Origin of the sequence: Sphingomonas quercus, assembly GCF_018863195.1 — a bacterium.
GTDB lineage: Bacteria > Pseudomonadota > Alphaproteobacteria > Sphingomonadales > Sphingomonadaceae > Solisphingomonas > Solisphingomonas quercus.
In genome coordinates this window covers 193,601-212,782 of sequence record NZ_JAHKRT010000006.1, presented here as the reverse complement: position 1 = coordinate 212,782, position 19,182 = coordinate 193,601, and the positions used below count along the sequence as shown (strand labels likewise).

Below are 19,182 nucleotides of genomic sequence, written 5' to 3'. Positions count from 1 at the left end.
TATCATCGCCGCCGGCGCGATGTGCGACCGACTGCGCCCGGCATGCGCCGGGCCGGGCGCTTGACTCTGCCGGCGCTGTTCCTTAATTGCGACCGTTCCCGACAATGCCGGCTTCCCGGAGGTGCCTTATCGCGCCGGCCGGCCGTGGCGGCGTTACGGGATCAACGCGTCGAGATGGGGCGACGGCCAATCGCCCCGTGGAGCAGGAGAATTATACAGTGGCACGTATCGCGGGTGTCAACATCCCGACCAACAAGCGCGTCGAGATCGCGCTGACCTATATCCATGGCATCGGCCCGTCCAAGGCCAAGGAAATCACCGCCAAGCTCGGCATCGCCGCGGAGCGCCGCGTGCAGGACCTTTCGGATCAGGAAGTGCTCCAGATCCGCGAGGCGATCGACGCCGGCTATACCGTCGAGGGTGATCTTCGCCGCGAAGTGGCGATGAACATCAAGCGGCTGATGGACCTCGCCTGCTATCGCGGCCTGCGCCATCGCAAGGGCCTGCCGGTCCGCGGCCAGCGCACGCACACCAATGCGCGCACCCGCAAGGGCAAGGCCAAGCCGATCGCCGGCAAGAAGAAGTAAATCACACGGGGTGTGATTTACTCCGCCGGAGGCAGGTCCGGGCTGGAGCCGCCCTTTCAGGGGAAGGCTCCACCGCCCAGGGGAAACCTCTCCGGCGTCACGCAACGAGATTAGGTTGGGAAATTACCAATGGCCCGTGAACCGCAGCGCCTCCGCCGTCGCGAGCGCAAGAACATCACCGCCGGCGTCGCCCATGTGAACGCCAGCTTCAACAACACCATGATCACCATCACCGACGCGCAGGGCAACGCCATCGCCTGGTCGTCCGCCGGCATGATGGGCTTCAAGGGCAGCCGCAAGTCGACGCCCTATGCCGCCCAGGTCGCCGCCGAGGACGCCGGCAAGAAGGCCGCCGAGCATGGCGTGCGCACCCTCGAGGTCGAGGTGAAGGGCCCGGGTTCGGGCCGTGAGTCGGCGCTGCGCGCGCTGCAGGCGGTCGGCTTTTCGATCACGTCGATCCGCGACGTGACCCCGATCCCGCACAATGGCGTGCGACCGTCCAAGCGCCGTCGCGTCTGATCCGGTTTCGTGACGGGGCGGCCCGCCCGCCCCGTCCGCATTTTCGAGTACCGGCCGGAGCGAGCGCCCCCCGCTCCCGCCCAACCGCAGAGGGACCCACGTGGCCGTCAACGCGAAGAACTGGCAGGAAATGAAGAAGCCCGTCGCGCTCGAGCGCAAGACGGGCGGCGATGCCCGCCGCAAGGGCACGTTCGTAGCCGAGCCGCTGGAGCGTGGCTTCGGCCTGACGCTCGGCAACGCGCTGCGCCGCGTGCTGTTGTCGTCGCTCCAGGGTGCTGCCGTCACCTCGATCAGGATCGAGAACGTGCTGCATGAATTCTCCTCGCTCGCCGGCGTGCGCGAGGATGTCACCGACATCGTGCTCAACGTGAAGCAGATCGCGCTGCGCATGCAGGGCGAGGGGCCGAAGCGGCTCCAGCTGTCCGCCACCGGCCCGGCCGAGGTCAAGGCCGGCCAGATCGCCACCACCGGCGATATCGAGGTGATGAACCCCGATCTGGTGATCTGCCACCTCGACGAGGGGGCGACGCTCAACATGGAGCTGACCGCCGATGTCGGCAAAGGCTACATCCCGGCCGCGTCCAACCGCCCGGCCGACGCGCCGATCGGCCTGATCCCGGTCGACGCGCTCTACTCGCCGGTCCGCCAGGTCGCCTACAAGGTGGAGAACACCCGCGTCGGCCAGGAGCTGGACTATGACAAGCTGACCATCACCGTCGAGACCGACGGCACGGTCAGCCCCGAGGACGGCCTCGCTTATGCGGCGCGCATCCTCCAGGACCAGCTGCAGCTGTTCGTCCACTTCGACGACGGCCTCGTCGCGGCGGCCTCCGCCCCGATCGGGCTTGCCGCTACGCCGGGTTCCGGCGGCGCCGAGCCGGAGGGCGATTCCAACCAGCTCAACCGCTACCTTCTCAAGAAGGTCGACGAGCTGGAGCTGTCGGTCCGCTCGGCCAATTGCCTGAAGAACGACAACATCATCTATATCGGCGATCTCGTCCAGAAAACGGAGGCGGAGATGCTCCGCACCCCGAATTTCGGCCGCAAGTCGCTGAACGAGATCAAGGAAGTGCTGGCCTCGATGGGCCTGCGCCTCGGCATGGAAATCCCCGGCTGGCCGCCCGAGAATATCGAGGAAATGGCCAAGAAGCTGGAACAGGAATTCTGATCCATCCTCCCCGGGCTCGTCTCGGGGGGGGACAGGGGTTTGGGCGGCGCCCCGTTTCCGCCGCCTGGCCGGGAGTGCCTGATACGGCTCCCGGACGAACATGAAGGAAGATCATCATGCGTCATCGCGTCGGCGGCCGTAAGCTGCAGCGTACCTCGTCCCATCGCGCGGCCCTGTTCCGCAACATGGCGGCGGCGCTGATCAAGCACGAGCAGATCACCACCACGCTCGCCAAGGCCAAGGAGCTTCGCCCCTATACGGAGAAGCTGATCACGCTCGCCAAGAAGGGCGGCCTCGCCAATCGCCGTCTCGCCCACGCCCGCCTGCTGGACGATGCCCAGCTGGTGAAGCTGTTCGAGGTGCTGGCCACCCGCTACGCCGATCGCAACGGCGGCTATACCCGCATCATCAAGGCCAATATCCGCGCCTCCGATGCCGCGCCGATGGCGATCATTGAGTTCGTCGACCGCGACGTCTCCGCCAAGGGCAAGGATTCCGGGCCGGTGCAGGGCGATGACGAGCTGGACGAGGCGGCCTGAGCCGCGCCGGGCGTCCACCCGCAGAATTGAAAGGGCCGTCCCCCCGGGGGGCGGCCCTTTTGCCGTCCGTGCCGGTCAACTGCCTTTCGTGACCGTTGCGGCCGCCCTTCGCTCCTGCTCGCATCGCCGGGCATCAGCGGAGGGATCGTCTTGCGCACGTCAGCCCGGCTCATCGCCATCACCATCATCGTCGACCTGTTCCTGCTCGGCATCGGCGGCATCGCCGCATCGCGGCTGCGCTATTATTTCGCCAGCCTCGACTATTTCGGCCGCTACGGCCTCGCCGAGACCGTCACTCATATCTGGATCGGGGCGGCCATCGTTCTTGTGCTGTTCACCGGGGGGATGGTCTATGCCATCATCCTGCTTCGGCGCCGCGGCGATTAGGGCCGGGGCGGATCCTTGAAGGGACTGCCGTGTTCCGTGCTTTCCTCCCCTTGTTTGCGAGCCTCCTGACGATGACCGCCGCGCCGGCCCTTGCCGCCACCCCCTTCGCCTATCCCCAGGCCGCCCGCGGCGACACCGTCGACACGGCCTTCGGCCAGAGCGTCGCTGATCCTTATCGCTGGCTCGAGAATGACGTGCGCACCGATCCGCGGGTGCGCGACTGGGTCGATGCCGAGAACAAGGTCACCGACGCCTATCTCGCCACGCTGCCGGGGCGCGACGCGATCCGCGCGCGGCTCACCCGCCTGTGGAATTATGAGCGGTTCGGCACGCCGGTGAAGCGCGGCAGCCGCTATTTCTATGCGCATAACAGCGGGTTGCAGAACCAGTCCGTGCTCTACGTCCGCGAAGGGCTGGACGGCGCCGCCCGCCTGCTCGTCGACCCGAACGAATGGGCCAGGGACGGCGCCACCGCGCTCGCCGAATGGACGCCGTCGGAGGATGGCCGCCGTATCGCCTATGCGGTGCAGGACGGCGGCACCGACTGGCGCATCATCCGCGTCCTTGACGTCGACACCGGCAAGGAGACCGGCGACGAGGTGCGCTGGGCGAAATTCTCCGGCGCCACCTGGGCGAAGGATGGATCGGGCTTCTATTACACCCGCTTCCCGGAGCCCGCCCCGGGCGAGGCGTTCCAGTCGGTGAACCTCAACGCGCGGCTGTGGTTCCACAGGCTCGGCACGCCGCAGGCGGCCGACACGCTGGTCTACGAGACCCCCGATCATCCCACCTGGGGCCATTATCCCGAGGTGACCGAGGATGGCCGCTGGCTCGTCATCTCGACCAGCGAGGGCACCGATCCGCGCAACGACATCACCCTCATCGATCTCGCCGCGCCAGGCTCGGCGCCGCGCCATCTGTTCACCGGCATCAGTAACCAGTGGAGCCTGGTCGGTTCGCAGGGCAACCGCTTCTGGTTCCAGACCGACCTCGCCGCGCCGCGCGGCCGTATCGTCGAGGTCGATGTCGACCAGACCGCACCGAAGCCCGTCGAGATCATCGGGCAGGACAAGGCCACGCTCGAGCGCGCCGGCCTGATCGGCGGCCGCCTGATCAGCCTCTATCTTGTCGACGCGCACAGCGAGGCGCGGCTGTTCGCGCTGGACGGCAAGCCCGCCGGCACCGTCAAGCTGCCCGGCATCGGCACCATCGGTGCCGTCACCGGCCGCGAGACCGACCCCGAGGCGTTCTTCGCCTTCTCCAGCTTCAACATGCCCCCGCGCGTCATGCGCCTCGACATGACGAGCGGGGCGACGGCCACCTTCACCACTCCGGAAGTGGCCTTCTCGCCGGACGATTACGTCGTCGAGGAGCGCTTCTATCCCTCGAAGGACGGCACGCAGGTGCCGCTGTTCATCGTCCACCGCAAGGGGCTGGACCTGTCGAAAGGCGCGCCGACGCTGCTCTACGGCTATGGCGGCTTCAACGTCTCGCTGACGCCGGCCTTCTCGCCGCGCATCCTCGCCTGGCTCGAGATGGGCGGCGTCTATGCGCAGGCGTCGCTGCGTGGCGGCGGCGAATATGGCAATGCCTGGCACGACGCCGGTCGTCTCGCGCGCAAGCAGAACGTGTTCGACGACTTCATCGCCGCCGGCGAATATCTGAAGCGCGAAGGTATCGCTTCGGCGCTGGTCGCGCAGGGCGGCTCCAATGGCGGCTTGCTGGTCGGCGCGGTGGTCAATCAGCGGCCAGACCTGTGGGCGGCGGCGCTGCCGGCGGTCGGCGTGATGGACATGCTGCGCTTCGATCGCTTCACCGCCGGCCGTTACTGGGTCGACGATTATGGCTACCCCGACCGCGAGGCCGACTGGAAGGTGCTGCGCGCCTATTCACCCTATCACAACATCCGTCCGGGCGTGGCCTATCCGCCGATCCTCGTGACGACGGCCGACACGGATGACCGCGTCGTTCCCGGCCACAGCTTCAAATACACTGCGGCGCTTCAGGCCGCCGATCTCGGCGACAAGCCGCACCTCATCCGCATCGAGACGCGCGCCGGCCATGGCTCAGGCAAGCCCACCGACAAGGCGATCGCCGAGACCGCTGACCTGTGGGCTTTCGCCGCCCATTGGTCCGGCCTCGCAGTGCCGACCAACTAGGCGGTCTTGCGGCGCTGCCGGGCAAAGGTGGCGTGGATCGCCGCCTCGTCCGGCAGCGCCTGTTCTACCACGCAACGCAGGCCGAGGCCGTCAAAGCCGGCGATCGGCTGGATCAGCGCCTGCGCGGTGATCGCGCCGTCGGCGACGCGGATCGGCGCGCTGCCCAGCTTTTCGAGCGGCATGATCTCGCCGAAACGTCGCCCGCCGGAGGTCGACACCACACGCCCGCGCTCGTCGAGGATCGAGATGGTGGTGCCGCCCTCGCCGAGATCGCGGAACAGGTGGCGATCATTGACCAGCCCGTCGATCACGCCCTTCCAGTCGAATTCGAGATAGGCGACGCCCGCCGCGGTGCCGCCCCGCCACACCGGCGCGGCGAAGATCAGCACCGGCCGGTCGTCCGACCAGGGATTGGCCCACACCTCGTCGGTGAACCAGTCGTCCGGCCCGCCGGCGTGGATCGCGCGGTTGAACTGGAGCGCCTCAGCCATGTTGACGGCGCACACCCGCGCGCCCGGCACCCCGGACATGACGATATTCCCCCGCGGGTCGGCGACCAGCGCGTTCAGGAAATGCGGCGCCAGGCCTACCAGCCGCCCGAGTCGCGCCGTTCCGGCGGCGAGCAGCGCGGGATCGTCGGTGCCGATCGCCGCCACGATCGCCGGATCGGTCGCGATCATGCGCAGGTCGATCGAGCGGGCGTAGAGGGTGCGCCCGATATTCTGGATCAGCGCCTGGGCGCGTTCGACCAATCCGGCGCCCTCGATGTCGGCGATCAGCTCCCCGGCGATCCGCGCGCCTTCGTGCAGCCGCTCCAGCACATCGGCGCGAAAGTCATTGGCGTTGGCGCGGGCCTGGGCCGCCAAGGCCTTCACCTCCTGCGCGACGATGGCGAAGCCGCGCCCGGCCTCGCCTGAGCGCGCCGCCTCGATCGTCGCGTTGAGCGCGAGCAGATTGGTGCGCCCGGCGATCGCCGCGCTGCGTCCCGCATAAAGCTGCACCTCTTCGCGAAGCATCGCGAAAAGGGAGAGGATTCGGCGCGGCATCCGTGTCTCCCACCCGTTCGGCGCATGAATAGCGGCGAATGGTAAACGGCCTGTTTAGCGATGTTGCGGGGGCGTTATGGACGCGCGGCGGCTGGACAGGCGCTGCGCATCTGCCTAACCGCCGGCCATGACGATCCAAGCCCCCGCCCAGGACAGCATCCTCATCGTCGATTTCGGCAGCCAGGTGACGCAGCTCATCGCGCGCCGCGTGCGCGAAGCCGGAGTCTATAGCGAGATCGCCCCGTTCACTGCCGCCGAGGCCGCGTTCCAGCGGATGAAGCCGGCCGGCATCATCCTGTCCGGCGGCCCCGCCTCCGTCACCGACGCGAACAGCCCGCGCGCGCCGCAGGCGCTGTTCGAGGCAGGCGTGCCGATCCTCGGCATTTGCTACGGACAGCAGGTGATGTGCCAGCAGCTGGGCGGCGAGGTGGTCGGCGGGCAGGGTGAGGGCGAATTCGGCCGGGCCTTCGTCGAGGTGCGGCGCGGCTCCCATCTGTTCGACGGTCTGTGGCAGGAGGGCGAGCGCCATCAGGTATGGATGAGCCATGGCGACAAGGTCGCCCGCCTGCCGGACGGATTCGACATCGTCGCCGTCTCCGAAGGCGCGCCCTATGCGATCACCGCCGACGAGCAGCGCCGCTTCTACGGCGTGCAATTCCACCCCGAGGTGGTGCACACGCCGGACGGCGCGAAGCTGATCGCCAATTTCGCGCGCCATGTCTGCGGGCTGGCCGGGGATTGGTCGATGGCCGAATTTCGCGCCACCAAGATCGCCGAGATCAGGGCGCAGGTGGGCAAGGGGCGGGTGATCTGCGGCCTGTCGGGCGGCGTCGACTCGGCGGTGGCGGCGGTGCTGATCCACGAGGCGATCGGCGACCAGCTGACATGCGTGTTCGTCGATCATGGCCTGATGCGCTCCGGCGAGGCGGATCAGGTGGTCGGCCTGTTCCGCGAGCATTACGGCATCCCGCTCGTCCATGTGAATGCCGAGACGCTGTTCCTCGGCGGGCTTGCCGGCGTCACCGATCCGGAGGCGAAGCGCAAGTTCATCGGCAAGACCTTCATCGACGTGTTCGAGGACGAGGCGCGCAAGATCGGCGGCGCTGATTTCCTGGCGCAGGGCACGCTCTATCCCGACGTGATCGAGAGCGTGTCCTTCACCGGCGGCCCGTCCGTGACGATCAAGAGCCACCACAATGTCGGCGGCCTGCCCGAGCGCATGAACATGAAGCTCGTCGAGCCGTTGCGCGAGCTGTTCAAGGACGAGGTGCGCGCGCTCGGCCGCGAGCTCGGCCTGCCGGAAATCTTCGTCGCCCGCCATCCCTTCCCGGGCCCGGGCCTTGCCATCCGCATCCCCGGCGAGGTGACGCGCGAGCGCTGCGACATATTGCGCAAGGCCGACGCCATCTACCTCGAGGAAATCCGCCGGGCCGGCCTTTACGACGCCATCTGGCAGGCGTTCGCCGTGCTGCTGCCGGTGCGCACGGTCGGCGTGATGGGCGACGGCCGCACCTATGATTCGGTGTGCGCGATCCGCGCCGTCACCTCGACTGACGGCATGACGGCGGAGGCCTATCCTTTCGACCCGGCCTTCCTCAATCGCGTCGCCACCCGCATCGTCAACGAGGTGCAGGGCATCAACCGCGTCACCTACGACATCACCTCCAAGCCGCCCGGCACGATCGAGTGGGAGTGAAATGACGAGCCGGATCGCGTCGTGCAGCTGCGGCAGGCTCCGCCTGACCTGCACGGGTGATCCGGTGCGTATCTCGATCTGCCACTGTCTCGAATGCCAGAGGCGCACCGGCAGCGTGTTCGGCGCGCAGGCTCGCTTCCCGCGTACCGCGGTGGCCGTCGCCGGCCGCTCTTCGACATGGGAGCGCACCGGCGACAGCGGCGGCACCGCCACCTTTCACTTCTGCCCGCACTGCGGGGCGACGGTTTACTGGCTTCCGGACACGATGCCCGATTTTGTCAGCGTCGCGGTCGGCGCCTTCGCCGATCCGCATTTCCCGCCGCCGCGCGTCTCCGTCTACGAGGAGCGCCGGCATGAATGGGCGCTCGCTGCCGGTGAGCTGCCGCTGGTCCACGAAAGTTAGGGCTGCCCCGCCGCAATTCGGCAGTCGTCCCGGATGGCGCCGAGGCGGTTCGCACGTGCAGGTCCGGGCAGTCGCCGGGCCGGGCGAATCCACGTCACGCCCGCGACCGGCGGGGGTTGAGGTGCCGGCCCTGCGCTGTTTACCGCCCGCTGCGCCCCATCATCGGCGCCACCGTCACGAATCCAAGGGCCGAGGCGACAACGCCGACCAGCGGGTCTCCGACATAGCTGACGGAGGCCGCAAACAGGCCGCCGGCCGCGCCCAGGGAGGCGAGCCAGCCGGCGGCGCCGATGCCGTCCCTGCGGCCGCGGCGGCCGGCGCCGCCGACCATTGCGGCAACCTGATTGGCGTGCAGCGGCTCGAAGCCCGCGGCGAGGAACGCATCATAGTCAGCCTGCGCGGACTCGCCCCGCAGGCGGAGCAGCACGGCGAACCGGCGCAGCGCCTCCAGCCGCGGATCGGCGAGCGCGTTGGCCGCAGTCACGCCGAACACGCGTCGTGCGGCCGCCAGCCAGCGCGGTCCCGCCGAGAGGCTGGAACGCGCGTCACGGAGCGACAGCCGGACGACACTGCGCTCGAGCGGGGTGAGGCCCCCGTCCGGCGCGGCGAGGCCGAGCCCGGTCAGGTCCACCGGCAGTTCGAGCGAGCCGCGATAGGCGGCGAGATTGCGATCGAGATAGGCCATGACGGCGCGCCCTTTGTCTCCGGTCGCGCTTTCGCGAGACCTCATTGCCGGCCATTATGGGCATTGGCGGCGCGGCGATAAGGCAGGTGAATTGCAACTCACTATGTCTCCACGGTGAACAATCGGAGTGCGGCAGGAATGAAAGATGTGAAGCGGATCGGCGTGGTGACGGGCGTGGCCCACGAGCTGGATGCGCTGCTGCCCGACTGCCCGCGCGTGGCGCTGGGCGGGCGGCCGCCGGTGGCGCGGGTCGACTGGCAGGACAAGCAATTGTTTCTCGCCTGCGCCGGCATCGGCAAGGTCGCCGCCGCCACCGCCGCCACGGCACTCGCCGCGCGGCATGATGTGGAGCTGCTGCTGGTCATCGGCACCGCCGGCAAGATCGGCGCGGCGGACGGCGACCTGTTCCTGCTCACCGAGGCGGTGCAGGCCGATTATGGCGCGCAGCGCCCCGACGGCCTCGCCCACTACACCGCCGGGACGATGCCGATCGGCGACGCGACGCTTCGCTGCTTCGTCGGCCAGGCGCCCGAGGGGCTCGGCCTGCCGGCGGCGCGCATCGCCACCAGCGATCTGTTCGTGGAATGCGGCGTGCACGGGGCGCGGGTCAGCGACCGGCTGGACGCCGCCCTGATCGACATGGAGACGGCCGCCGTCGCCCATGCCGCCGAACTGCTCGGCCTGCCCTGGGCGGCGATCAAGGCCACCACCGACGGGGCGGACACCGACAGCGCCGCCAGTTTCGCGCGCAATCTGGAACGCGCGGCGCGAGCGGCGGCCGATGCGGCGGCGCGGCTGATCGCCGGCCTGTAACGCGAGTCGACTGGTAATCTTCGGCCATGGACGGCATCAGCCGATATTCGATCGGGAGACATGACAGATGAAATCCCTTCTGCTTGCCGGCGCGGCGCTGTTGCTTCCCGCCCTTGGCCACGCCCAGGCACCCGCATTCGACACCGGGCGCGTCATCCGCGACATCAAGACGCTGTCGAGCGACGCCTTCGAGGGCCGCGGTCCGGCGACGCCGGCCGAGGCGAGGACGGTCGATTATATCATCCGGCAGATGCAGGGCGCCGGACTCCAGCCGGGCGGCAGCCCCGACGCCCGTGGGGTGCGCGGCTGGACGCAGGACGTGCCGCTGCTCAAGGCCGAGATCACCGGCACGCCCCGTTTCACGCTCGCCCATGCCGGTACGGCCGGCACGCTGCGCCAGGGCGAGGAGATCGCGGTGCGGGCCGCGCTCACCGGCCAGAGCCAGGTGACGTTGAAGGACGCGCCGCTGATCTTCGTCGGCTATGGCGTGCGCGCGCCGGAACGGAAATGGGATGATTTCAAGGGCGTCGACGTGCGCGGAAAGATCCTCGTCGTGCTCGTCAACGACCCCGATTTCGAGGGCGGCGAGGGCGATTTCGGCGGCAAGCTGATGACCTATTATGGCCGCTGGACCTACAAATATGAGGAGGCCGCGCGCCTCGGCGCGGCCGGCGTGATGATCGTCCATGAGACGGCGCCGGCCTCCTATGGCTGGGCGATCATCCGGAATTCGAACACGATTGCCCAGTTCGACATCGTCCGGAAGGACGCCGCCGCGCATACCCCGGTCGAGGCGTGGATCCAGCGCGACGTGGCGCAACAGATTTTCGCCGCCTCGGGGCTCGATTTCGAGGCCGCCAGGAAGGCCGCGCAGAAGGCCGATTTCCGCCCGATGCCGCTCAAGGCGACGTTCAGCGCCGATTTCCGCGTGAAGCCGGAGGTGATCACGTCGAAGAACGTCGCCGGCATCCTGCCCGGCCAGGGCCACCCGGATGAGACGGTGATCTATTCCGCCCATTGGGACCATATCGGTATCAGCGCGCCGGACGCGAAGGGCGATCGCATCAACAATGGCGCGATGGACAATGCCTCGGGCGTGGCGATGATGCTGGAGGCGGCGCGCGCCTTCGCCGCCGGCCCCCGGCCGGATCGCTCGGTGCTGTTCCTCGCCGTGACGGCGGAGGAGAAGGGATTGCTCGGCTCCGAATATTATTCGGACAACCCGCTCTACCCGCTGGCCAAGACAGTGGGCGTGATCAACATGGACAGCCCGATCGGCCATGGCCGCACGCGCGATTTCACCATCTCCGGGGTAGCCCGGCTGGACCTGCTCGACATGCTCTCGGCGGAAGGGGCGAAGCAGGGCCGCCGCTTCACGCCAGACGCCGCGCCCGAGGCGGGGCACTTCTATCGTTCGGATCACTTCCCCTTCGCCAAGCGCGGCGTGCCGGCGCTGTCGTACAGCGCGGGACTGGATCTGGTGGAGGGCGGCACGGCGCGCGGCACGGAACTCGCCGAGGCCTATACCCGCGATCGCTATCACCAGCCGGCCGACCAGTATGACGACAGCTGGGACATGGCTGGCGTGCCGGAGGATCTGGCCCTGGTCTATAATCTCGGCCGCGATCTCGCGGGCAGCCGCGTCTGGCCGAACTGGGGGGCGGACAGCGAATTCCGCGCGGCACGCGACAAGACGGCGGCCGAGCGGAAATAGGCGGAGGACCCCCGTTCGTCCTGAGCAGCCACTGGGCGATCGACAGGCTCAGCGGCTGCTCAGGGCAAAGGGAGGGTTCGTCTCAGCGGCAGCGCACGTCCGTGTTCTGCTGGTCCACCGAGCGGCCAAGCAGCGCGCCGAGCGCGCCGCCGATCAGGGTGCCGCCGGTGCGGTGGCGCCCGCCGTCGATGACATTGCCGAGAATGCCGCCGGCCGCGCCGCCGATGATCAGGCCCGTGGTGCCGTCATTGCGCTTGCAGTAATAACGGCCGTCCGAGCCGCGGAACACCTCGTCATTGCTGCTCAGCCGGCGCTCCTGATAGCCGGGCCCGTCGCGATAATAGCGCGCGGCGTCATAGTTGGTGGCGAAGCCGTCGCGGCCATCGCCATAGGGGCGGCCGGCGCCATATTGCCCGCGCGAGGCCTCGTAACGCTGCTGCTCCGCCTCGTAGATGGCGGTCTCGCGCTGAAACCGGGCCTGCGCCTCGTCCCAGCGCTGCTGATCGGCGGGGCTCTGCGCCAGCGCGGGCGCGGCGAGCGTGCTGGCGGCAAGAGCGAGAAGAAGAATCGGGCGACGCATGGACCACTCCATCAATGTAAACCGTGTCGGCGACCGGTTTCGTCCCGCCGGGCTGAACGGCGGCTGAGCGGCGCATTTGCGTGTCCGCGCCGGTGCGCTTATTCGAGCCATCCATGTCTACCTTCACGATCGACACGGCGACAAGCCGCGCCACCCCGACGCCCGCGCCGATGAAGCGGGTCACCGTGCCCAGCGTGCGCGCGCGCAAGGGCGGCGAGCCGCTGGTGGTGCTGACCGCCTATACCGTGCGCCACGCCCAGCTGCTCGATCCGCACTGCGACATGCTGCTGGTCGGCGACAGCCTCGGCCAGGTGATTTACGGCCTGCCTTCGACGGTGCCGGTCAGCCTGGAGATGATGTGCGCGCATGGCGCCGCGGTGGTGCGCGGCAGCTATCACGCGCTCGTCATCGTCGACATGCCGTTCGGCAGCTACGAGGCGAGCCCGGAACAGGCGTTCGCCTCGGCTGCGCGCGTTCTCAAGGAAACGGGCGCCGCCGCCGTCAAGATGGAGGGCGGCGAGGCGATGGCGCCGACCGTGCGGTTCCTCACTGAGCGCGGCATTCCGGTGATGGGCCATGTCGGCCTCACCCCGCAGGCGGTGAACCTGCTCGGCGGCTATGGCGCGCGCGGCCGCGATGCCGCCGAGGCGGAGAAGCTGGTGCGTGACGCCGCCGCCATCGCCGAGGCGGGCGCCTTCTCGCTGGTCATCGAAGGCGTGGTCGAGCCGATCGCGGTCGAGATGAGCCGCGCCGCCGCCTGCCCGACGATCGGCATCGGCGCGTCGGCGGCCTGCGACGGGCAGGTGCTGGTGACCGAGGACATGGTCGGCATGTTCGAGCGCGTGCCGCGTTTCGTGAAGCGCTTCGGCGAGGTCGGCCAGGCGATCGGCGCCGCCGCCGAACATTATGCCCGCGATGTGCGCGCCCGCGCCTTCCCCACGCCCGAGCAGACCTATCAACCGAAATAGGTGAGGCTTCCGCTCGGGCCGGTTGATCGCTATCAGGCTCCGCCACAGGAGATCCGACACTTGGCCGTTGCACCCGAGACAAACCAGGCATTCGTCCGCGAAGTCGACGACGAACTGCGCCGTGATCGCACGGAACAGTTCTTCCGCCGCTATGGCATGCTCGTCATCGTCGCGGTGGGCGTGTTCCTCGCCGCGACCGGCGGCTGGCTGTGGTGGCAGAATCAGCGCCAGGCGGCGGCCGGCCAGCAGGCCGAGGCGCTCGACCGGGCCCTTGCCGACGTTGCCGGCGGCCCCGCCACCGAGGCCAGGGGCCGCGCCGCGCTCGACGACCTCGCCAAGTCTTCGAAGGACGGCTACGCCGTGCTCGCCCGGCTGACGCTGGCCGCCGCCGCGATGCAGAAGGACGACACCAAGACCGCCGCGCGCATCTGGTCCGAGATCGCCGCCGACGAGAGCGTCGCCCAGCCGTTCCGCGACCTCGCGCTGATCCGCCAGACCACTGCCGAATTCGACACGCTGCCGCTCGGCACGGTCAAGGCGCGGATGCAGGGGCTGGCGGTGCCCGGCAATCCCTGGTTCGGCAGCGCCGGCGAGCTGGTCGCGGTGGCAATGCTGAAAGCCGGCGATCGCGCCGGCGCGGCGAAGCTCTACGATCAGCTCGCCAAGGATGAGCGCGTGCCCCAGACGGTTCGTTCGCGTGCCGTTCAGATGGCGGGGATCATGAGCGTGAATGCGCCGGCGGCGTCTGCCCCGGCCGCGGCCAAGAATGAGGCGCAAGGCAAATAATGAGGATTGGTAAGCGGGCCATCGCGGTCCTGGCGGCGACGGCGCTGCTCAGCGGTTGCGGCATGTTCCGCGGCACGAACAAGCCCAAGACGCCGGTGCTGGGAGAGCGCATCCCGGTGCTCACCTACGAAAGCGGCGCGGACACTGATCCGGGCCTTGCCGATCAGGCGGTGACCTTGCCGGCGCCGCAGGTGAACGCCGACTGGGCGCAATCGGGCGGCAGCGCCTCCAAGTCGCTCGGCCAGCTCGCGCTCGGCGCCAGCATCAGCCCGACCTGGAGCACGCGCATTGCCGGCAACAGCTCCAAGGCGCGTCTCGCGGCCGGGCCGGTGGTCGCCGACGGCAAGCTCTACGTCACCGATGTCGATGCGATGGTCCGCGCCATCGATGCCGGCAACGGCCGGGTGCTGTGGAGCACCTCGCTGCGCCGGCCGGGCAAGGAAGGCGCCCGCGCCGCGTTCGGCGGCGGCGTCAGCTACGAGAATGGCCGCGTCTACGCCACCACGGGCAGCGGCGACATCGCCGCGCTCGACGCCAAGACCGGCGCCGTGATCTGGAAGAAGACGCCCGCCGGCCCGCTGCGCGGCGCGCCGACCATCGCCAACGGCCAGATCTATGCGATGACCCAGGACAACCAGCTGTTCGCGCTGAAGCAGGAGGACGGCGCGGTCGACTGGCAGGTTGCCGCGACGCTGGAGACGGCCGGCGTGTTCGGCGTCGCCGCGCCTGCGGCAGGACAGGGCACGATCGTCGCCGGCTTCTCCTCCGGCGAGCTGACCGCCTATCGCTACGAAAATGGCCGCGTCGTGTGGCAGGACGCGCTCAGCCGCACCTCCATCTCGACGGCGGTGGCGAGCCTTTCGGACATTGATGCCGACCCGGTGATCGACCAGGGCCGCGTCTACGCGGTCGGCCAGGGCGGCCGCATGGTCGCCATGGAGCTGACCACCGGCCAGCGCCTGTGGGAACTCAACATTGCCGGCATCGCCACGCCGTGGGTGGCGGGCGACTGGGTGTTCGTCGTCACCGATGATGCGCGGCTGCTCTGCGTGCAGCGCACCTCCGGCAAGATCCGCTGGGCGACCCAGCTCGAGCATTGGCGCAACGAGAAGAAGAAGACCAATCCGATCGGCTGGACGGCGCCCGTGCTGGCCGGTGGCCGGCTGATCCTCGCCTCGACGCGCGGGGCGATGGTCGAGGTTTCGCCCGCCGACGGCAAGGTGACGACCACCCACAAGCTGGGCGAGGCCGTCTATCTCCGCCCCATCGTCGCCAACAATGTGCTCTACGTGACGGATCAGAAGGGCAAGATCACCGCCTGGCGCTAACCGGAAAACCCGCCCTGTCTATCCGCGCCCGCGGCTGGTAAGGCGCTCGCCATGATCCGGAAGAATTACTGACATGGCGAAGCTGCCAGTCGTCGCCATCGTCGGCCGCCCCAATGTCGGCAAGTCGACCCTGTTCAATCGCCTCGTCGGCAAGAAGCTGGCGCTGGTCGACGATCGCCCCGGCGTCACGCGCGATCGGCGGGAGGGGGACGCGCATCTGCTCGGCCTCGATTTCCGCATCGTGGATACCGCCGGCTTCGAGACCGACGACCCGCAGACGCTGCCCGGGCGCATGCGCGCGCAGACGCAGGCGGCGGTCGATCAGGCCGACGCCGCCCTGTTCATGATCGATTCGCGCGCCGGCATCGTGCCGCTGGACGAGGAGATCGCCCAATGGCTGCGCAATTCCGATACGCCGGTGATCCTCGTCGCCAACAAGGCGGAGGGCCGCGCGGGCGATACCGGCGTCTATGAAAGCATGGCCCTGGGCTTCGGCGATCCGGTGGTGTTCTCCGCTGAACATGGCGAGGGGCTGGCCGACCTGTTCGATGCGCTGCTCCCCCATATCGAGCGGCCCGACGAGGAAGAGGACGAGGAGGAGGACGCCGAGGACGGCCCGCTCAAGCTCGCCATCGTCGGCCGCCCCAATGCCGGCAAGTCGACCCTGGTCAACAAGATCCTCGGCGAGCAGCGCATGATCACCGGCCCCGAGGCCGGCATCACCCGCGATTCGATCGCGATCGACTGGCAGTGGACGGATCGCGAGGGCAATCAGCGCCCGATCCGGCTGATCGATACCGCCGGCCTGCGCAAGAAGGCCAAGGTCGACGACAAGCTGGAGCGGCTGTCCGCCGCCGACACCCGCCACGCGATCGACTTCGCCGAAGTGGTGGTGCTGCTCCTCGACGCGACGCGCGGGCTGGAGGCGCAGGACCTGCGCATCGCCGATCAGGTGCTGCAGGAAGGCCGTGCGCTGGTCATCGCGCTCAACAAATGGGACGTCGCCGAAAATCAGTCGAGCCTGTTCAACGGCGTGCGCGGCGCGCTGGACGAGGGGCTGGCGCAGGTGAAGGGCGTGCCGCTGATGACGGTGTCGGCGGAGACCGGCAAGGGGCTGGACATGCTCATCCAGGTCGCCTTCGAAACGCGCGATGCGTGGAGCCGTCGCGTCACCACCGGCCAGCTCAACCGCTGGTTCGAGGGGGCGGTGGAGAAGAACCCGCCGCCCGCGCCCGGCGGCAAGCGCATCAAGCTGCGCTTCATCACCCAGGCCAAGACGCGGCCGCCGGGCTTCGTGCTGTTCGGCACGCGGGTCGATCAGCTGCCGGCGAGCTACCAGCGCTATCTGGTCAACGGCATCCGCCGCGATCTCGGCTTCGGCGCGGTGCCGGTGCGGCTGACGTTGCGCGCGCCGAAAAACCCATGGGGCGATCGCAAGGGCGGGGATGACTGAGCTGCTGGTCGACGCGCGCGGCATGCGCTGCCCGTGGCCGGCCTTGCGGCTGGCGAGGGCGATGCGCGAGGCGGGGGTGGTCCGGCTGCTCGCCGACGATCCCGCCGTGCCGCGCGAAGTCGGCGCTCTCGCCGCCGAACATGGCTGGACCGCCGAGCCGCTGGCGCCGCCAGAACAGGGCTTCCGCGTCATTCGCGCGGAATTTTAAACGGCTCCTTTACCCCGGGGCCTTAGATGCCGGCCAATCCGGGGTTGAAGGGGACGGTATCCGTGTCGGATCCGCAGTTGGTCGATCGTGCGGCGCTCAGGGCCTTTCAGGGCGAGGTCGGCAGCGGCTACGCCCGCATTCTCGGCTATTTCCGCGAGGACGGCATCAAGTCCGTTGCCGCGATCGAGGAGGGGATGCGCCAGCGCAGCGCCGCCGCGCTGATCATCCCGGCGCACACGCTGAAGGGCGAATCGCTGCAATTCGGCGCCGGCCCGCTGGCCACGCTCGCCGAGCATATCGAGCTGACGGCGCGCGGCTGCGTCGAGAGCCAGGCGTTGCCCGATATCCTCGTGCCCGATGTGTGGAAGCTGCGCGGTCTGTTCGACGAGACGATGACGGCGCTGGCGCAGGACGGCGCCGCCCCCGCGCCGCCGGCCCGGTCCGTCGGCGGCCGGCCGGTGTTCGGGCGCCGCACCTTCGGCACCGCGACGCGCTGAACCTGATTGCATGGGCTGTGCGTTTGCCGCCCATGCCGTCCAGCGTGATCCGCAGCTTCGCTTATGACGAACCGGCCCGCCGGCTCGACATCGAGTTCGTCAGCGGCCGCGTCTACGCCTATCACGACGTGCCCCCGGCGGTGGCGCGGGCGATGGCCGCCTCCGGATCGCGGGGCGGCTATTTCAACCGCCGCATTCGCGATCGCTATCGCTTCACCCGCTTGCCGGAAGCCTCTATGGCGCCGGAATGACCGAGCGCACCGAGGAAGAACATAGCGCGCAGATGCGCCGCATCCAGGCCGCCCGCGCGAAGATGATGGCCGGCAAGACGACCGAGAAGGGCCTCGTCATCGTCCATACCGGCAAGGGCAAGGGCAAGAGCACCGCCGCGTTCGGCATGGCCGCACGCGCCATCGGCCACGGCATGAAGGTGGGCATCGTCCAGTTCGTGAAGGGGGCGATGATGACCGGCGAGAGCGTCGTGTTCGCCGCCTTCGCGGATCAGGTGGAGTTCAAGCCGATGGGCGAGGGCTTCACCTGGGACACGCAGGATCGCGCCCGCGACATCGCCGTCGCCCGTGAAGCGTGGAACGAGGTGAAGCGCATGATCGCCGACCCCGCCTATGGCATGGTCATCGCCGACGAGCTCAACATCGTGCTGCGCTATGATTATCTGCCGGTGGACGAGGTGCTGGCCGCGCTCGCCGCCAGGCCGGCGATGACCCATGTCGTCATCACCGGCCGCAACGCCCCGGATGCATTGATCGAGGCGGCCGACCTCGTCACCGAGATGGCCCAGGTGAAGCACCCGTTCCGCGATGGCGTGAAGGCGCAGGCGGGCGTGGAATTCTAGGTTCGAGCTGGCCGATGAGGCTCGCCGCCGCCAGCACATAGGCCGGGCCGCCGCACACCGTCCACGCCTGCGGCAGGGACAGACGGGGGATATGGCGTAGCGCCGGATGCTGGAGCATCTCCGTGCCCTGGTCGGCGACATGGGCGCTGTCCGTTTCGACGATCAGGAAATCGGGCCGCGCCGCAACCAGCTGCTCCAGCGACAGGCGCGACAGGGCCGGCCGGCCGAGCCGGGCGGCGAGATTGACGAGGCCGGCCCGCGCCATGAGATCGTCGATCAGCGTGCCGCGACCGGTGAGATAGCCGCGCCGCTGATAATAGGCCGCCACCCGCCCGCCGCCGGCGTTGCGCGGCAATCGGGCAAGCGCCGCATCCATCCGCCGCACCAGCGCCTCGCCCCGTTCCGGGTGGCCGATGGCTCCGGCCACCTGCCGCACCTGATCGCGGATCGCCGCATAGCTGTCGGCAGGATCGAGGGTGATCGTCGGATAATGTCTCCCTGCCGCCGCCAGCGCGTCCATCCGGCGATAGGGGGTAGAGAGGATCAGGTCGGGATCGAGTGCCATCACCTCCTCCGCGGAGCCGCGCGAGAAGGGCAACCGCGCCGCCCTGCCGGGCTCGGCCGACATCGCCGGATCGCGCGCATATTGGGTGAGGGCGGCGATCTGCCCGGGATCGGCCAGCGCCAGCAGATATTGGTCGGCGCACAGATTGAGCGACACGATCCGCCGCGGCGCGGCTGCACCGGAGGTCGCGGCAAGCGCGAGGATCAGGATGAGCAGGCGGGGCCGCAT

The 19,182-nt window shown here is 68.9% G+C and carries 21 protein-coding genes and 1 pseudogene; 18 read left to right on the top strand and 4 right to left on the bottom strand.

Going from position 1 to position 19,182, the window contains the following annotated elements; all coding sequences use genetic code 11:
- The first annotated feature begins 218 nt into the window (after nt 1-218).
- The 6 genes from rpsM to KOF26_RS12615 all read left to right on the top strand — a co-directional run bounded on the left by rpsM (nt 219) and on the right by KOF26_RS12615 (nt 5,359).
- Nucleotides 219-587: a 30S ribosomal protein S13 gene (gene rpsM / locus KOF26_RS12640; protein ID WP_216325381.1), complete on the top strand. Its 369-nt coding sequence runs from the start codon at nt 219-221 to the stop codon at nt 585-587.
- A gap of 129 nt (nt 588-716) precedes the next feature.
- Complete coding sequence (gene rpsK, locus KOF26_RS12635) at nt 717-1,106, top strand: 30S ribosomal protein S11 (protein ID WP_216325377.1); 390 nt, start codon at nt 717-719, stop codon at nt 1,104-1,106.
- 100 nt (nt 1,107-1,206) lie between these two features.
- Nucleotides 1,207-2,274 (top strand): DNA-directed RNA polymerase subunit alpha, encoded by a 1,068-nt coding sequence (locus KOF26_RS12630; protein ID WP_216325374.1) that lies wholly within the window; start codon nt 1,207-1,209, stop codon nt 2,272-2,274.
- A gap of 116 nt (nt 2,275-2,390) precedes the next feature.
- On the top strand, nt 2,391-2,813 hold the full coding sequence (gene rplQ / locus KOF26_RS12625; RefSeq protein WP_216325371.1) for a 50S ribosomal protein L17: 423 nt from the start codon (nt 2,391-2,393) through the stop codon (nt 2,811-2,813).
- A gap of 150 nt (nt 2,814-2,963) precedes the next feature.
- Complete coding sequence (locus KOF26_RS12620; RefSeq protein WP_216325369.1) at nt 2,964-3,200, top strand: hypothetical protein; 237 nt, start codon at nt 2,964-2,966, stop codon at nt 3,198-3,200.
- 71 nt (nt 3,201-3,271) lie between these two features.
- Nucleotides 3,272-5,359 (top strand): prolyl oligopeptidase family serine peptidase, encoded by a 2,088-nt coding sequence (locus KOF26_RS12615; RefSeq protein ID WP_216325638.1) that lies wholly within the window; start codon nt 3,272-3,274, stop codon nt 5,357-5,359.
- On the opposite strand, the pseudogene KOF26_RS12610 reads toward KOF26_RS12615, so the two are convergent.
- Nucleotides 5,356-6,330: pseudogene (locus KOF26_RS12610) on the bottom strand (methyl-accepting chemotaxis protein); the annotation flags it as partial. The gene KOF26_RS12615 and the pseudogene KOF26_RS12610 overlap by 4 nt on opposite strands.
- A gap of 202 nt (nt 6,331-6,532) precedes the next feature.
- On the opposite strand from KOF26_RS12610, the gene guaA reads away from it, so the two are divergent.
- Together guaA and KOF26_RS12600 are read left to right on the top strand one after the other, a co-directional pair.
- A complete protein-coding gene (guaA, locus tag KOF26_RS12605) occupies nt 6,533-8,101 on the top strand; it encodes a glutamine-hydrolyzing GMP synthase (protein WP_216325363.1) in 1,569 nt (522 codons plus the stop codon).
- A 1-nt stretch (nt 8,102) separates the two neighbouring features.
- On the top strand, nt 8,103-8,504 hold the full coding sequence (locus KOF26_RS12600; protein ID WP_216325360.1) for a GFA family protein: 402 nt from the start codon (nt 8,103-8,105) through the stop codon (nt 8,502-8,504).
- Nucleotides 8,505-8,643: 139 nt separating this feature from the next.
- On the opposite strand, the gene KOF26_RS12595 is transcribed toward KOF26_RS12600, so the two are convergent.
- Entirely contained in the window at nt 8,644-9,189 is a 546-nt protein-coding gene (locus tag KOF26_RS12595; protein WP_216325357.1) for a hypothetical protein, read from the bottom strand.
- Between the two features lie 147 nt (nt 9,190-9,336).
- On the opposite strand from KOF26_RS12595, the gene KOF26_RS12590 reads away from it, so the two are divergent.
- Together KOF26_RS12590 and KOF26_RS12585 are read left to right on the top strand one after the other, a co-directional pair.
- Nucleotides 9,337-10,002 carry a 5'-methylthioadenosine/S-adenosylhomocysteine nucleosidase family protein gene (locus KOF26_RS12590; protein WP_216325353.1) on the top strand — a complete coding sequence of 222 codons (666 nt, stop codon included), beginning with the start codon at nt 9,337-9,339 and terminating at the stop codon, nt 10,000-10,002.
- 67 nt (nt 10,003-10,069) lie between these two features.
- Nucleotides 10,070-11,716, top strand: coding sequence for a M28 family metallopeptidase (locus KOF26_RS12585; protein ID WP_216325350.1), 1,647 nt, complete (start codon nt 10,070-10,072; stop codon nt 11,714-11,716).
- A gap of 82 nt (nt 11,717-11,798) precedes the next feature.
- Here KOF26_RS12585 and KOF26_RS12580 read toward each other — a convergent pair whose 3' ends face one another.
- The gene (locus tag KOF26_RS12580) at nt 11,799-12,296 is read right to left on the bottom strand and encodes a glycine zipper 2TM domain-containing protein (protein ID WP_216325347.1); all 498 of its coding nucleotides are present in this window, start codon (nt 12,294-12,296) and stop codon (nt 11,799-11,801) included.
- 113 nt (nt 12,297-12,409) lie between these two features.
- On the opposite strand from KOF26_RS12580, the gene panB reads away from it, so the two are divergent.
- The 8 genes from panB to cobO all read left to right on the top strand — a co-directional run bounded on the left by panB (nt 12,410) and on the right by cobO (nt 18,389).
- Entirely contained in the window at nt 12,410-13,264 is an 855-nt protein-coding gene (gene panB / locus KOF26_RS12575; protein WP_216325344.1) for a 3-methyl-2-oxobutanoate hydroxymethyltransferase, read from the top strand.
- Between the two features lie 60 nt (nt 13,265-13,324).
- Nucleotides 13,325-14,050 (top strand): tetratricopeptide repeat protein, encoded by a 726-nt coding sequence (locus tag KOF26_RS12570; protein ID WP_216325340.1) that lies wholly within the window; start codon nt 13,325-13,327, stop codon nt 14,048-14,050.
- Nucleotides 14,050-15,378 (top strand): PQQ-like beta-propeller repeat protein, encoded by a 1,329-nt coding sequence (locus KOF26_RS12565; RefSeq protein ID WP_216325339.1) that lies wholly within the window; start codon nt 14,050-14,052, stop codon nt 15,376-15,378. Before KOF26_RS12570 ends, KOF26_RS12565 begins: the two co-directional genes overlap by 1 nt.
- A 73-nt stretch (nt 15,379-15,451) precedes the next feature.
- Complete coding sequence (gene der, locus KOF26_RS12560; protein WP_216325336.1) at nt 15,452-16,831, top strand: ribosome biogenesis GTPase Der; 1,380 nt, start codon at nt 15,452-15,454, stop codon at nt 16,829-16,831.
- Complete coding sequence (locus tag KOF26_RS12555) at nt 16,824-17,039, top strand: sulfurtransferase TusA family protein (protein WP_216325333.1); 216 nt, start codon at nt 16,824-16,826, stop codon at nt 17,037-17,039. Before der ends, KOF26_RS12555 begins: the two co-directional genes overlap by 8 nt.
- A 62-nt stretch (nt 17,040-17,101) precedes the next feature.
- Nucleotides 17,102-17,536, top strand: coding sequence for an Hpt domain-containing protein (locus tag KOF26_RS12550; RefSeq protein WP_363182247.1), 435 nt, complete (start codon nt 17,102-17,104; stop codon nt 17,534-17,536).
- 17 nt (nt 17,537-17,553) lie between these two features.
- Entirely contained in the window at nt 17,554-17,787 is a 234-nt protein-coding gene (locus tag KOF26_RS12545) for a KTSC domain-containing protein (RefSeq protein WP_363182246.1), read from the top strand.
- A complete protein-coding gene (gene cobO / locus KOF26_RS12540; protein ID WP_216325327.1) occupies nt 17,784-18,389 on the top strand; it encodes a cob(I)yrinic acid a,c-diamide adenosyltransferase in 606 nt (201 codons plus the stop codon). Before KOF26_RS12545 ends, cobO begins: the two co-directional genes overlap by 4 nt.
- On the opposite strand, the gene KOF26_RS12535 is transcribed toward cobO, so the two are convergent.
- On the bottom strand, nt 18,319-19,182 hold the full coding sequence (locus KOF26_RS12535) for an ABC transporter substrate-binding protein (RefSeq protein ID WP_216325325.1): 864 nt from the start codon (nt 19,180-19,182) through the stop codon (nt 18,319-18,321). The two genes, cobO and KOF26_RS12535, sit on opposite strands and share 71 nt — an antisense overlap.

Coding starts and splice junctions, on each gene's coding strand:
- rpsK (WP_216325377.1), top strand. CDS start 717: ATGGCCCGTGAACCGCAGCGCCTCCGCCGTCGCGAGCGCAAGAACATC.
- rplQ (WP_216325371.1), top strand. CDS start 2,391: ATGCGTCATCGCGTCGGCGGCCGTAAGCTGCAGCGTACCTCGTCCCAT.
- KOF26_RS12615 (WP_216325638.1), top strand. CDS start 3,272: ATGACCGCCGCGCCGGCCCTTGCCGCCACCCCCTTCGCCTATCCCCAG.
- guaA (WP_216325363.1), top strand. CDS start 6,533: ATGACGATCCAAGCCCCCGCCCAGGACAGCATCCTCATCGTCGATTTC.
- KOF26_RS12600 (WP_216325360.1), top strand. CDS start 8,103: ATGACGAGCCGGATCGCGTCGTGCAGCTGCGGCAGGCTCCGCCTGACC.
- KOF26_RS12595 (WP_216325357.1), bottom strand. CDS start 9,189: ATGGCCTATCTCGATCGCAATCTCGCCGCCTATCGCGGCTCGCTCGAA.
- KOF26_RS12585 (WP_216325350.1), top strand. CDS start 10,070: ATGAAATCCCTTCTGCTTGCCGGCGCGGCGCTGTTGCTTCCCGCCCTT.
- KOF26_RS12580 (WP_216325347.1), bottom strand. CDS start 12,296: ATGCGTCGCCCGATTCTTCTTCTCGCTCTTGCCGCCAGCACGCTCGCC.
- panB (WP_216325344.1), top strand. CDS start 12,410: ATGTCTACCTTCACGATCGACACGGCGACAAGCCGCGCCACCCCGACG.
- KOF26_RS12565 (WP_216325339.1), top strand. CDS start 14,050: ATGAGGATTGGTAAGCGGGCCATCGCGGTCCTGGCGGCGACGGCGCTG.
- der (WP_216325336.1), top strand. CDS start 15,452: ATGGCGAAGCTGCCAGTCGTCGCCATCGTCGGCCGCCCCAATGTCGGC.
- KOF26_RS12555 (WP_216325333.1), top strand. CDS start 16,824: ATGACTGAGCTGCTGGTCGACGCGCGCGGCATGCGCTGCCCGTGGCCG.
- cobO (WP_216325327.1), top strand. CDS start 17,784: ATGACCGAGCGCACCGAGGAAGAACATAGCGCGCAGATGCGCCGCATC.
- KOF26_RS12535 (WP_216325325.1), bottom strand. CDS start 19,182: ATGCGGCCCCGCCTGCTCATCCTGATCCTCGCGCTTGCCGCGACCTCC.